This is a genomic window from Polyangium mundeleinium, assembly GCF_028369105.1.
Lineage (GTDB): Bacteria > Myxococcota_A > Polyangia > Polyangiales > Polyangiaceae > Polyangium > Polyangium mundeleinium.
In genome coordinates this window covers 11540923-11554186 of record NZ_JAQNDO010000001.1, presented here as the reverse complement: position 1 = coordinate 11554186, position 13264 = coordinate 11540923, and the positions used below count along the sequence as shown (strand labels likewise).

General features: G+C 66.0%; 7 protein-coding genes. All 7 read left to right on the top strand.

The window, feature by feature from the left end; genetic code table 11:
- Window positions 1-5 precede the first annotated feature (5 nt).
- The 7 genes from POL67_RS45560 to POL67_RS45530 all read left to right on the top strand — a co-directional run bounded on the left by POL67_RS45560 (window position 6) and on the right by POL67_RS45530 (window position 12455).
- Window positions 6-2192 (top strand): HEAT repeat domain-containing protein, encoded by a 2187-nt coding sequence (locus tag POL67_RS45560; protein WP_271927710.1) that lies wholly within the window; start codon window positions 6-8, stop codon window positions 2190-2192.
- Window positions 2189-2461 (top strand): exodeoxyribonuclease VII small subunit, encoded by a 273-nt coding sequence (xseB, locus tag POL67_RS45555; protein WP_271927709.1) that lies wholly within the window; start codon window positions 2189-2191, stop codon window positions 2459-2461. Before POL67_RS45560 ends, xseB begins: the two co-directional genes overlap by 4 nt.
- Before the next feature lie 11 nt (window positions 2462-2472).
- Window positions 2473-3201 carry a competence/damage-inducible protein A gene (locus POL67_RS45550; protein ID WP_271927708.1) on the top strand — a complete coding sequence of 243 codons (729 nt, stop codon included), beginning with the start codon at window positions 2473-2475 and terminating at the stop codon, window positions 3199-3201.
- A 208-nt stretch (window positions 3202-3409) separates the two neighbouring features.
- Window positions 3410-5266 (top strand): FAD-binding oxidoreductase, encoded by a 1857-nt coding sequence (locus tag POL67_RS45545; protein ID WP_271927707.1) that lies wholly within the window; start codon window positions 3410-3412, stop codon window positions 5264-5266.
- Between the two features lie 16 nt (window positions 5267-5282).
- On the top strand, window positions 5283-6698 hold the full coding sequence (locus tag POL67_RS45540) for a 1-acyl-sn-glycerol-3-phosphate acyltransferase (RefSeq protein WP_271927706.1): 1416 nt from the start codon (window positions 5283-5285) through the stop codon (window positions 6696-6698).
- Window positions 6699-7548: 850 nt separating this feature from the next.
- The gene (locus tag POL67_RS45535) at window positions 7549-8223 is read left to right on the top strand and encodes a tyrosine-type recombinase/integrase (protein ID WP_271927705.1); all 675 of its coding nucleotides are present in this window, start codon (window positions 7549-7551) and stop codon (window positions 8221-8223) included.
- Window positions 8224-8351: 128 nt separating this feature from the next.
- The gene (locus POL67_RS45530; protein ID WP_271927704.1) at window positions 8352-12455 is read left to right on the top strand and encodes a phosphorylase family protein; all 4104 of its coding nucleotides are present in this window, start codon (window positions 8352-8354) and stop codon (window positions 12453-12455) included.
- The last annotated feature ends 809 nt before the right edge of the window (window positions 12456-13264 follow it).

The following is a 13264-nucleotide window of genomic DNA, read 5'->3' as shown; positions in this document are numbered from 1 at the left end:
CCGCGATGTCTCGCTGCTCCCGGGCCCTCACCGCGCTCTCCTTCGCTGCCCTTTCGTTCGTCGCGTCCTCGCTCCTGCCTACCCGCGCGGCCGAGGCCCAGGGGCTCGCCGTGGGCGTGTCGCGCAAGGCCGTCGTCGAGGCCGACGACGAGGCCGAGGCCCCGGGCCGCGGGACGCTGCGTGGCTTGTTCGGGATCCCCGTTGCCGAGCGGCTGCTCGTGTCGGGGACGGTCGAGGGGCGGCTGCGTGGCGTGCGGCGGCTCGGCGCGATCGGGACGCCCGAGGCGCTCGACGCCCTGACGAACGCGTTCGAGCAGTCGTCGCTCCTCGCGCGCGACGGGCGCACGCGCCTCGAAGGCATCCGGATCCTCGCGGCGCACGCCGATCGCGAGGCGGTGCGGCCGCTGCTCATCCGGGAGCTGACCGAAGGCGGGCCCGAGGCGCGCGCGGCCTCGCACGGAGGGCTCGCGCGTGGGGCCGCGGCGCTCGCGCTCGCGAGGAGCCGCGACAAGAAGGCCACGTCGGCGCTCGTGGGCGCCGTGATGCAAGGCGGGCCGGGTGGTGAGGCGGCGTCGGCGGCGCTCGTGGTGTACCCGCCGGCGTCGATCGCGGCGCTGCTCGAAGGGCGTCGCCGGATCGAGCCGGCCCTCGCCGCGCTGCTCGGCGACCTCGGGGACGTGCGGGCGATTCCGCGGCTCCGGCAGGGGCTCGAAGACGTGGATCTGGCCTACCGCGCGGCTGCGGCGCTCGCGCTCGCGCGGCTCGGGGACTCGAGCGCGCAAGCCGCGGCGCGCACGTGGGTGAAGAGCGACGACGTGAAGCAGAAGCGCGCGGGCGCCGAGGTGCTCGCGCGGCTCGGCGTGGAAGGCGCGTCCGAGGCGATCACGGCGCTGCTCGCGGCCGGCCCGACGCGCCTCGACGGCGTGCGCCTCGCGCTCACCGCGCCCTCGCCCGCGCTGGTCAAACCCCTCGTCGCGGCGCTCGATGCGCTCGACGGAGACGATCGGGAGCAAGCCATCGCGGCGATCGGGCGCGCGGGCGGGCCGGAGGCGGCGGCGGCGCTGCTCGTGCAGCTCGGCAAGCCCGAACATGCGACGGCCGCGGCGTTCGCGCTGGCGCGGATGCCAGGCCAGGACGCGCGCGCGGCCCTCTCGCGGGCGCTCGGCAGCACGTCGGCGAAGAAGGGCGCGCCGCGCCGGCTGATCACGCGCGCGGCGCTCGTGCGTTGGCTCGTGCTCGGGGACGAGCCGGACGGCCTCGGCGACGCGCTCGTGGCCATGGCGAACGAAAAAGACCCGGCCGACCGCGCCGTGAGCGCCTTTGGTCGGGTCGCGACGGGCCGCACGAGCGTCCGCTCCGCCCTCGACGCAGCTTGCCCCGAGAAACGCCCCTGCGACGTGGCGATCGTGGCCGCGGTGGCGCGCGCCTCGCTCGCGCGCGCGGCGCTCGGCAAGGACGACGCGCCGGCGGAGCTCGGGCGCGTGCTCGGCGCGAACGCGAAGGCGACGGGGAAGGGGGACGTTCCTTCGGCGATCGAGGTCGCGGCGGGCGTCGCGCTCCTCGCCGATCCGAGCGGCGCGGGCCTGCCCACGGCGCTGCTCGCGCGCTGGGCCGAAGGGGAGAGCCCGCTCGCCGCGCTCGCCGCGCGCGCCTTGCCGAGCCGCGACGACGAGGCGATCCGCAGCCGCATCAAGCGCCTGCTCGCCGGCACCGATCCGGTCATCCGCGCGCACACGGCGCTCGGCCTCGCGCTCGATCCGGAGCCGGACGCGACGTCGCTGCTCGCGAATGCCTACCGCTTCGAGGAGGACCCGACCGTGCGCCGCGCCGTCGTGCGCGCCCTCTCCGTGCGTCGCGAGCCCTTGCGCGCGGCGACGCTCGAACTCGCGCGGGACCTCGATCCGGACGACCAGGTCCGCGCCTTGGCCCGCGCGGCTTTGTCCGGCCGCACGCTCCTTCCGGCGCTCGCCGTGCCTCGCGGCCCGGTCGCGTGGGTCTCGCTCGTGGCGAACGCGCCGGCGGCGCTCCCGTCGATTCAAGGCCGCGCGGCGCGGCTCGTTCGCTCCGACGGCGTGGCTGTGCCGATCGTGGCGGATCCGGACGGCGTGGTGCTCGTCCCGGGCCTGCCGGACGGCCCTGCCGCGCTCACGCTTGCGCCCGAGGCCATCCCGGGGGACGCTGGGTCGCCATGAGCCAAGAGACGGCTTCGATCACCAAGCCTGCCGCCCCGGAGCAGGCGTCCGCGCTCTCGTTCGAGGAGTCCACGCGGCGGCTCTCCGCCATCGTGGAGGAGCTCGAAGGCGGGGAGCTGCCGCTCGAGCGCTCGCTCGCGCTCTTCGAGGAGGGCGTGCGCCTCGCGCGCGCCGCGAAGGACCGGCTCGACCGGGCCGAGCGCCGCGTCGAGGAGCTCCTCGGCATCGACGCCCAGGGCAAGCCCATCGTGCGCGAGTTCGAGAGCTAGGAGTTTTTTCCGTGCGAACGGCGGCGGCGCTCATCATCGGCAACGAGCTGCTCAGCGGCAAGATCGCGGACGCGAACATCGTCGTGCTCGCGCGGGCCCTGCGCTCGCTCGGCGTGGTCTTCCGGCGCGTGGTGATGGTGCTCGACGACATCGACGTCATCGCCGAGGAAGTGCGGACGTTGTCGAAGACGCACGACTGGCTCTTCACCTCGGGTGGGGTCGGCCCGACGCACGACGACGTGACCATCGACGGCGTGGCGCGGGCCTTCGGCACGCACGTGGTGACCGACCCGTCGATGGAGGCGATGCTGCGGACCTACTACGGCGAGAAGGTGACCGAGGGGCACCTCTTGATGGCGCGCATGCCGCATGGTGCGCGCCTCGCGTCGACGAAGTCGATGCCGTGGCCGACGGTCGTCATGAACAACGTGTGGATCCTGCCGGGCGTCCCGGAGATCTTCCAGGCGAAGATCCCGCTGATCCAGGCGGAGCTCGGCGCCGACGTGCCGTTCGTCTCGCATGCGGTCTTCACGACCCTCGACGAGGGCACGATCAAGCCGATGCTCGACCGCGTGGTCTCGGAGCACCCGGACGTGGAGATCGGCTCATACCCCCGGTGGAGCGGGCTCGAATACCGGACGAAGCTGACCTTCGACGGCCTCGACGTGGAGAAGGTGCGGACGGCGCGGGACGCGTTCGCGGCGAGCTTGCCGGAAGAGGCGGTCGTTCGGGTGGAGTAGGGGACACGCCGCCCGCGCGTGGCGGCGTGAGCATCGGGCCATTGAGACATTTGCGCTCGCGCAGAAATGCCGCGATGCAGCACGGCCACGTGTTGCTTCATTGCGTGGCACGACGCGCCCTCCCTGTGCTACAGGTCCGGCCTGCCTCGTCGGGCGAAAGGCTTTCGCTTGAGGCTCCATCCTTTCCGAGCAACATCCTTCGACCACCATGGCACACGACAACCGCGACAACGCATCCGGCTCGACCCTCCCTCCGCGCGGCGCACGCGCCCCGAGCACGCGCATCATCCCGAGCCCGGCGCCGCTGCCCAAAGACGACGAGAGCCTGGATGGCTGGGGCTTTGCCGATACGCGTTTCGTCGTGAAGCCGAACGGCAACGTCGTGCTCACCGGCCGCCGCTACAACATCAGCAATGTCGACCTCCCGTCGCTCTTGCCTTGGATTTCGGCCACGCTCTCCGCGCCGCTCTCCTACGGCAATCGCAATGAGCCGCATTATCCCCCGCCGGTCCCCGAGGCCATGGACACGAGCGCGGTCGTCGCTGGGCTGAAAGGCTTCCTCAAGGACGATCAGATCTCGAGTGATCCGCTCGTTCGCCTGCGCCGCGGCCACGGGCACACCGGCGCCGAGATCTGGGCCATCCGTTACGAGCGCCTCCCGCGCGTGCCCGATCTCGTCGTCTTTCCGACGTCGCATGACGAGGTCGTGAAGCTGACGGAGGTCGCGAAGGAGCACGGCGCGTGCCTCATTCCGTTCGGCGGCGGCACGAACGTCACGGATGCCTTGCGCCTGTCGATCGATGAAAAGCGCGTCGTCCTTGCCGTCGACATGCGCCGCATGAACAAGGTCCTCTGGATCGATCCCACGAACCGCATGGCCTGCATCGAGGCCGGCGCGACGGGCCGGCACATCGTCGCCGAGCTCGCGAAGCACGGGCTCACCATGGGGCACGAGCCCGACAGCCTCGAATTCTCGACGCTCGGCGGGTGGATCGCGACCAACGCGAGCGGCATGAAGAAGAACCGGTATGGCAACATCGAGGACCTCGTCCTCGATATGCAGGTCGTCACTGCGCGTGGCGTCGTCGAGCGGCCGCAGGTGGCGCCGCGCGAGAGCATTGGCACCAATCCGCGGAACTTCATGTTCGGGAGCGAAGGCAACTACGGCATCATCACGACCGCCATCGTCAAGCTCTTCCCCGTGCCCGAGGTGCAGCGCTACGGCAGCGTCATCTTCCCCGACCTCGAGCGCGGCCTCGCCTTCCTGTACGACCTCCAGCGCGCCGGCGCCGTGCCCGCGAGCGTGCGCGTCATGGATAACACGCAGTTTCATTTCGGTCAGGCGCTCAAGCCGAAGAAGACAGGGCTCCTGGCGCATGCGAAGAGCCACGCGGAGCAGCTCCTCGTCACCAAGATCAAGGGCTTTGATCCGCACCAGCTCGCCGTCGCCACGATCGTCTTCGAAGGGACGAAAGACGAGGTCGAGTTCCAGGAAAAGACGCTCTACCGCATCGCCAAGCAGCACGGCGGCCTGAAGGCCGGCGCGGCGAATGGCGAGCGCGGCTATCAGCTCACCTTCGGCATTGCGTACATCCGCGACCTCACGTTCGAGCATTGGGCGATCGCCGAGAGCTTCGAGACGAGCGTCCCGTGGAGCCGCGCGCTGGAGCTCTACGACCGGGTCCACAAGCGCGTGCTGCGCGAGCACGAGCAGCGGCGCTTGCCGGGCAAGCCCTTCTTCACCGGGCGCATCACGCAGGTGTATCCGACGGGCGTCTGCATTTACTTCTACCTCGGCTTTTACGCGAAGGGCGTCGAAGACCCCGTGCGTCAATACAGCGAGATGGAGCACGCCGCGCGCGAGGAGATCCTCGCCGCCGGGGGCTCGCTCTCCCACCATCACGGCGTCGGCAAGATCCGGCAGGACTTCGTGAAGGAAATCTACTCGGAGGGCGCGCGCGCGTTCATGCGCGACGTGAAGCAGGCCGTCGACCCGGACAACCTGTTCGGCGCAGGGAATCATGGTGTCCTCGGCGAGGTGAAGCTGGGTCACGGCGAAGGGTAATCGAGGAGGCGCTGCCATGAAGGAAACGGAGCAGACGCTCGCGGGGCGTGACCACGACGACGGGAACCAGGACCTGCCGTGGACCCTCTCGCGGAGGCCGGGCAATTGGGCGATTGGCACGCTCGCCTACGGGCTGCGCAAGACGCTGCGGCGGTGCACGTCGGTCGTGACGTTCGACCGCCGCTCGTTCCGCCGCGCGGTCGACGCGGCCCCGCCGGGCGCCCTCTTCGTCCTCGCGCCTTCGCACCGCAGCTATTTCGATTTCCTCCTCGGCAGCTACCTCTGCTTCCAGCACCCGGAGCTCGGCATCCCGGTGCCGCACATCGCCGCGGCCGAGGAGTTCTCGAACATCCCGCTCATCGGGCGCCTGCTCGAGCAATCCCAGGCGTTTTACGTGCGCCGGGGCGTCGGCAAGGAGGTGCGCGAGGTGAGCTACAAGCTCGAGCGGCTCGTCGCGCGCGACGCGTCCGTGATGTTCTTCGTCGAGGGGCAACGCAGCCGCGCGCGGCGGGCATTGCCCCCTCGGCGCGGGCTTTTGCGGGCGCTGCAAGCGACGGGGCGGCGTTTCGTCGTGTTGCCCATCGCGATTTCGTACGATCGTGTCCCCGAGGAGGGCGCATTCGAAGGGGAGCTCGGGGGCGGCGCGCGTCCGCCGATGTCGCTTACCGCGACGCTCGAATGGCTCACGCAGATGGCGCGCGACGAGGTGCAGCTCGGCCGTGTCCATATCGCATGCGGCGCGCCGCTCACGCTGGAGCCCTCGACGGAGGTGCAGCCCCTCGCCCGGGAGATCGTCGCCGAGCAGGTCCGCCAGACGACGGTGTCGAGCTTCCACCTGCGCATGTTTCTCAACCACGCCGAGCTCGAAGGCGTGGACGAGGCGTGGCTCGCGGCCGCTCTTCGTCGCCGGGGGGCATGCGTGCTGGAGAGTGATCTGGAGGCCCCGCAGCTCGCGTCGCCCGTGCTTCAGCAATCGCTGAAGAACCAGTGGATGCACTGGTTTCATGGGGATGCGCGTGTGCTCCTTGGGCACCATGTGGCCGTGCGGGATCATCTCGCGCGCCATCGGTGGTTCGATCCGGGGACGGCCGAGGATGTGCGTGATACGCGGCTGCAACGCGTCGTCGAGGCGTTGTTCGAGCCCATCGCGCTGGATTACGCGCTCGTCACGCACCAGATGGGGGAGCCTGAGCGTGCGTTGGAACACGTGAGCCCGAAGGCGCTCGTCGCGGCGTACCCCGCGGCGCATCTGCCGACGGTTGGGGATGTGTATGCGGCGCTGGGTGAGCGCGGGATCCTGGTGGAGGCGCAGCCCGGTCGGTACGCGTGGGGGCCGGCTGCGCAGGAGATTTATGCGCTGCGTGCCGAGACGCGCGCGCGGCTCCGGGCGCCGGGGAGTCTGCGTTTGGACGACGCGTGCGCGATGGCGTGACGCACATCACGTCCGGTCCTCCCTGCACGACCTGAAGCGATACGCGTATCGGTTTGGGTCCTCCCTGCACGACCGGAAGCGATACGCGTATCGGTTCGGGTCCTCCCTGCACGACCGGAAGCGATACGCGCATCGGTTCGGGTCCTCCCTGCACGACCGGAAGCGATACGCGTATCGGTTTGGGTCCTCCCTGCACGACCGGAAGCGATACGCGTATCGGTTCGGGTCCTCCCTGCACGACCGGAAGCGATGTGCGCAACATCTCCCCGCCTCCATGCACGGTTCCGTCGTGAGGATGCGAACCCGGCGTCCGTCCCGCAGCGCTTCGACGAAGGAGGCTGCGCGGGGGAAGGGATCGGAAGGGGGTAGGGGTTCCGGTGGAGTGTGTGACGGTCCTTGCATGGGTCTCCTCGCGCAGGGCGTGAGGGAGGCGGGGGGCCGTGGAGGGCAGCCGGGTGGGAGTCGTTTCGCGCGCGGCCGCCCCATCGAGCCGGATCATGCGCCGGCCGTCGCGTGCCCTGTCCTTCTGGGCCCGCCCCCTCCTCGCCTTTGCCCGCTGGGCCCCGCCGGTGCCGACGCCACGTCCGAGGCACGCTACGCCGTCGACACGCCTGAGTTCGTCCGTGAGCACGCGCTGGGGAACGCTATCGACCTTGGAGGCGGGGAGGAGGTGGAGGGCGAGAAAGATCGGGCTCGACTTCGAGGCCCAACCGAACATCGGGCGCGGAATTCTACGAGACCGTCCTTCGCTTGCTGAGCGCCTTCGTTTCCGCCGGGGTGGAATGCGGCGCAGCTCGACCTGGAGCTTTCGGAGCGGGGGCTCGCGCGGGCGACGCGGAACCATGTGCAGGTGGTGATCCGGTCGGTGCTGCGATTCGCGGTGGCGCGGAAGTATCTGCGCGCGATGCCCGAGGGGATGCCGCGGCTCAAGGCGGTGGGGCAGAGCATTCTGGAGATTGCGTCGGACGAGGAGGTCGAGCGGATCCTCGCGGCCGCGAGGGAGCGGCATCGGGTGAGTTTTGCGTGGATGGCGTATGCGGGGCTAAGGCCGAATGAGGTGCGGGCGCTGCGATGGCGGGATGTGCGGTTGCGGCGGGAGGGGGAGGCCGTGGGCGGGTTCGTGAGCGTGCGGGAGGGGCGGTCGCATGGGGAGACGCACACGCCGAAGACGGGGCAGCGCGAAGTGCCGGTGGCGCCGGAGCTGGGGAGGTTGTTGGCGGGGAGCGAGGGGGCGGGGGGTGCGGGGCGGGAGGAGTTTGTGGCGCTGAATGAGCGGGGGAGGGCGTGGGGGCAGTATGGGATCGTGCAGGCGTTCGAGAGGGTGCGGCGGAAGGTCGGGGTCGGGGGGTGGTCGGTGTATTGCTTGCGGCACTACGCGATCACGATGTGGTTGCGGGTGGGGGTGCCGGTGCACGTCGTGCAGAGGATGGCGGGCCATAAGCATCTGGCGACGACGCAGCGGTATGCGCATCACCTCAAGGAGGACTTGGAGGCGGCCGGGAGGAGGTTGATGAGGAGAAGTTAGTCGGTGGTCACGCCGAAGTGTGGGGGCTCCACAGCCCGTGGGCCTCCGGGCGATCGGAGGGAGCGTCTGCGAGATGCAGGTACGTCCAAGGACTACCTATTTCGATCTAGACGCGCTATACGAACCCCATGGCTGCCAATGACGACCATATCCGTGCGGAAGCGCTCGCCGCACGCACGACCGTCGCGGTCATCACCGCCCTGCCCAAAGAGATGGTGGCGATGAAAAAGATGCTCGACGGTTGCGTAAGCTACTCTACTCCAGGAAAAGCGCCGGGTGAGTACGTGCTTGGCGAAATCCCCGCCAAGGGCGGAGGCACGCATGCTGTGGTCCTCGCGTGTTCATGGATGGGAGAGAACCTCGCAGCAGCTAACGTCGCGATTGTCTTGGAACGCTTACCCAGTGTTAGTAATGTACTAATGGTTGGCATCGCTGGTGCAGTGCCCGATCCAGAGAAGCTAGATCACGATGTTCGTTTGGGTGACATCGTTGTATCGGACCATAACGGTGTTATTCAATATGACCATGACAAAGAAGTCCTGAGGGATGGTGTTGTTGAGAGGCTCCCCCGCCATCCGCCACGTCCCTCAGGCGCACGACTTCTGACGGCGGATCGTGATCTTCAAGTAGCCGAACTTGAAGGGCATCGCTCATGGGAAGCTCACTTCGCCCGCGCGCACGGACTCGAGTGGGCACGTAGACCTACGCATATCGATGATGACGATGTTTTGCATCGAAGTAACAATCCCAAAGAGGTCGTTGGTCGAGCAGCTCGCAGCACGGGAGAGCCTCGTGTTTTCCGTGGTCCGATTGCGTCCGCGAACAAATTGCTCAAAAACGCGCGGCTTCGTGACCGTCTGCGCGATACGTTTGGTGTGAAGGCGGCGGAGATGGAGGGGGCCGGGGTCGCCGACAGCGCGTGGCTGAACGCCGTCGGTTACCTCGTCGTGCGCGGAACCTGCGACTATTGCGATGAGCACAAGGCGGATCGCTGGCAAGGATATGCCGCAATGATTTCGGCAGCGTATGCGCGTGCCCTGCTTGAGCAAATGCGAACCGCGGACCCGGGCCCAACAGTCGACCGGAGCGCCCAGGGGGACACGATACAAGGTCCCGTGGCTGTCGTACACAATCACGCGCCCGTAACGACTCAAGTCATCGTGAATGGTCCGGCGATGTTCGCCGGGGCACCATCCGCAGTGCCAGAATCCGTGTTATGGCATGATTTCGGGTCGTACATCGGACGCATCCTTCAGGATGGCGTCCCTTCCCTGCTGCCGTCACCTCTTCAAACCGCACTCAACGGTGATGTCGAACCCCTCCTGCCGGAAGCGCTGCATGTATTTCGCCATTTTGAGAAAGACGGCAGCAACCCTCCGCTACAATTTAGCGAGGTGTTCAACACGCAAGATTCCGCGCCCATAATTCTCGTGGGCGAGTCGGGTATCGGCAAAAGTTCCCTGTTGGCGCAATTGCGCTTCCGTCAGGCACGAGCGTTTGTTAACGGGAGCAGTACGGTGGTTCCGGTGCTAATCCGACTTCGAAACTGTATTCCGTCGGTTGGCATACTGGACCTTGTTCAGCATTCACTTTCAGGGCTCGACGGATCCCCGACAACAGAATCGCTGCGTGCTCTCCTTCGGCAGGGGCGCCTCTTCCTTCTGCTTGACGCTTTCGATGAGGTGGTCGACCAATCGCGGCAAGCGGTTGAGCGCGAGCTTCAGATGATCCTTGGAGAGTACAAGGCAACGAGAGCCATCATTAGTACGCGACCCATGCGTGTGCCCACGTGGGCCGGCGCGCGCCGCTATCGCGTAGAAGACCTGTCACCAGAGCGTGCTGAGCGACTCCTGAAGCTACACCTGCCCGGAAAGCATGCCAGATTTAGCAATCAAGTTAGGGATCGCAGGCTCGAACGGCTTACATCCAACACGCTGTTGTTGACCTTGCTGGTACTTCTGTTCCGTTCGTCTGGAAGTATTCCGACGGGGAGAATGCAGATTCTGCGCGAGGTCGTGGAATCAGTAAGGAGGATCGAACTGGCGAAGGACCGATTTGAGCGAGACCTAGATTGGGATGTGAAGGTCCGCCTATTATCATGCCTTGCGTTTCGCACAGCGCGAGAGGGTGAAGGCTACAGTCTCGATGATTCATCCGCGAGAGAGGCGCTTAGATCTGCTGTAAGACAGCTGGAAGAGTCTAGAGACATGCCTTTCGGTGTGAGCTTGCCGGAGGTGCTGTCGAATATTGAGTCGACAGGTTTCGTCAGGAGGGAGGGCGACGGGGTAACGTTTTGGCATCGCGCCTTCCTCGAATATTTTGCCGCTGTGGAAGTGTCAAGGTTGCTTTCATTGGGGCGGTTGGACCTTGCCGACATGGTGTCGCGAACGCGCTACGCAACCATTCTGCCCATGGCTCTGGCGATGCTGCCGGAATCATCGCGAGAGCTTGTTTCTGCTGCTGGTAAGCTGAACTGCTTTGCAGCGGCCGAGGCTGTCGCCGAGTTGGGAGGGGCAGGGAGCAACCTATTTGTAGAAGAGGTTCTGCCCCAACTCCGAAAATGCTGTCTGTCTGATTATTCTCAAGTACGAACGGCCGGATTCGCGGCCCTTTCGCGGTTGGCCGGTTCCTCCGTAGATGCAACGTTAGCGGATATGCTGGACGTTGGAACTCCCGACATCCAGGTCTCGGCTCTTATTGAGATGGCCCGCAGGCAAATGCCGAATGTCCGTGCCGCGATCGATGGTCGATTGGAGTGGAAAATATTTGATGAAATATCGCTCGCAAGTGGGAGCGAGGCCATATTTCGTGCACTGGGCGAAATTGGGGACGAGGACGCCCAGCGGACCCTTTTGCGTATGTGGAAAGCCGCGAGCGTGCGATGGCCTGGTGCGCATGCGAGCTACGCTCTGAGAACGATTGCAAGGAGAGGGATGCTTCGATCTCAAATAGAATCTGAGCTTGTTGAGTGGTTTGTAAGTGATCAGGTTGACGACAATTACGGCACCGTCGAAGATCTCGCGGGAGTTCTAAAGGTGACCGGGAGCATCGCGGTCGCACGTGCAGTGGCGGACCGGGTCGTTCGCACCGGAGGCTCGCGTCGCGGCCATGGTTGGCCCACCTCAGACGTCGATGTGCTTGCATCCTTTGACGAGCCACTCGTCGTCCGGCTGATCGCTGACAATGCGTGTAACCGTTCATTGCCCGTCGAAACCCGGCTTGCGTTCGCGCGCGCTCTTGCGACGTCGGCTGGAGAAATCCCTTTCGACTCATGCATTGTTCTGTGTACGGATGACGATTGTCGTGTCCGAGCCGAAGGGATTGATGCCGCAGTCCGGTTTCCGTTCGCATGGATAGAGGAGCATGTGCTGCGCGCCATGCTCGATGTTTCTCATAGGGATGTGAGTGCTTCGCGTCGAGGGCACGAGCGACTTCAGTCCGCCTGCATAAAGCTTTTGGCACGCCACGGACAGCTCCGGTTGTTATTGCTGGAAGGCAATTCGCCTCGCTTGATGTATCGAATTCCACTGGAGCTATTGATGTCGTTCATGGGGGCGCAGCGGATGAGGGATCTGGTGCCACTCGTGAGTCGGTTTATATCAAGGGACATGGATACTCGATTTCTGGCGTGCGCCGCACTGGCCTTAGGTGAGGTGGGTGAGTTGACGTTCGCGCGCGAGGTATTCGAGCATATTTTGGCGGCGCCGAACAGGGAGCTATATACTGAAAGTGAGCTCATCCGTGGCGCCCATCGGCTCCCGCCCGACGAAGCGATCCGGTGGATTGACAGGACGTGGTCGATGAACGGGCACGATCGCCGGACCATGAGCGCCTATATGTCTGGCGTCTACATTGAGGCATTAGAGAAAGTCGGGACCGAGCAAGCGAGGCAGCGCCTCATGGCTCTCCTGGAGCGAGAAGCGAGTGAAGAAGAGCACGACCGGCTAGATGAATTCAGGGCTCTATATGAGATCGCCACGAGTGAGATGGAGGGGTGGCTCGTTGCGCTCTATGAATCAGACCGCTTCAGCGGCAGGTATGAGCGAGGCTGGATTTTGAGCATGCTTGGCAAGGTAGGTAGCGACCGAATACTGAAGGTCCTTGCTCAGGGCATGAATGCGGCAGACTCATGGCAACGAAATGTTGCTTTTAGGGCCAGTCAGGAGATATGGCACCGGATGGGGTATGTGTGGTTTAATGGCGAGGAAAGGTTGGCCGGCGCTGGTGCTTAACATGGTCGGGCCCGTCCGCGAGGCAGAAGGGCAAGGGGGCAATGACCGAGTCGGGGGCCTGGGGCGAGCGGCTCTGGGGGATTCTACCGTTTGACCGCGATGGATGAACGTGGGTGAGCGTGCTATAAGGCGCCAATCGCAGTCATCTGGCCTGAGATGACCTGGGAAAGGCTCCCAAGTCATGGCGGTCCGACGAACGACCCGACGGGGCATCCCGGTTCTGTTCATTGACATCCGCTACCGCCTCCCCGATGGCACCCGCCATCGATTCCGGAAAGACGCGCAATCCCAGACAATCCCCGGCGCTCGCGCCGAGGAGAAGCGCTACCTCCTGAACCTCGCCCGCTTCGGCACCCCGTACGCGCCGACGGACGACCCACCCCCAGCAGCACCCGCCGCCGGCTCCTCCCCACCCAGATCCCCCACCGATCCCGCCTCCCCACCCCCACCCCCGACGAAAACCCTCGCCGAAATCGCCACCGAGTTCCGCAGCACATACATGCTGACGGACCTGAAAGTCACGACCCGCCGCGGATACACGTCGATCCTCGAGCACACGCGTGCTCCCACGCTTCGCCGATCGACCCCTCGACAAGGTCGACGGCCACGCGGCCGCGGAGCTCGACCCCGAGCTGTCGAAGCGCAGGCTCGCGCAAAACGACCCGCAACAACATCCAGGTCGTTCTCCGTTCCGTTCTGCGCTTCGCCGCCGAGCGCGGTTCCCTCGCCGAACCGCCCAAGGGCCTGCCGCGCCTCAAGCAAATCGGCCAGCGTATCCTGGAGCTCCCCACCGACGACGAGGTCCACGC

What these genes read in the sequence shown, in the direction of transcription:
- POL67_RS45560 (WP_271927710.1), top strand. Translation starts at nt 6, where the DNA reads ATGTCTCGCTGCTCCCGGGCCCTCACCGCGCTCTCCTTCGCTGCCCTT.
- xseB (WP_271927709.1), top strand. Translation starts at nt 2,189, where the DNA reads ATGAGCCAAGAGACGGCTTCGATCACCAAGCCTGCCGCCCCGGAGCAG.
- POL67_RS45545 (WP_271927707.1), top strand. Translation starts at nt 3,410, where the DNA reads ATGGCACACGACAACCGCGACAACGCATCCGGCTCGACCCTCCCTCCG.
- POL67_RS45540 (WP_271927706.1), top strand. Translation starts at nt 5,283, where the DNA reads ATGAAGGAAACGGAGCAGACGCTCGCGGGGCGTGACCACGACGACGGG.
- POL67_RS45530 (WP_271927704.1), top strand. Translation starts at nt 8,352, where the DNA reads ATGGCTGCCAATGACGACCATATCCGTGCGGAAGCGCTCGCCGCACGC.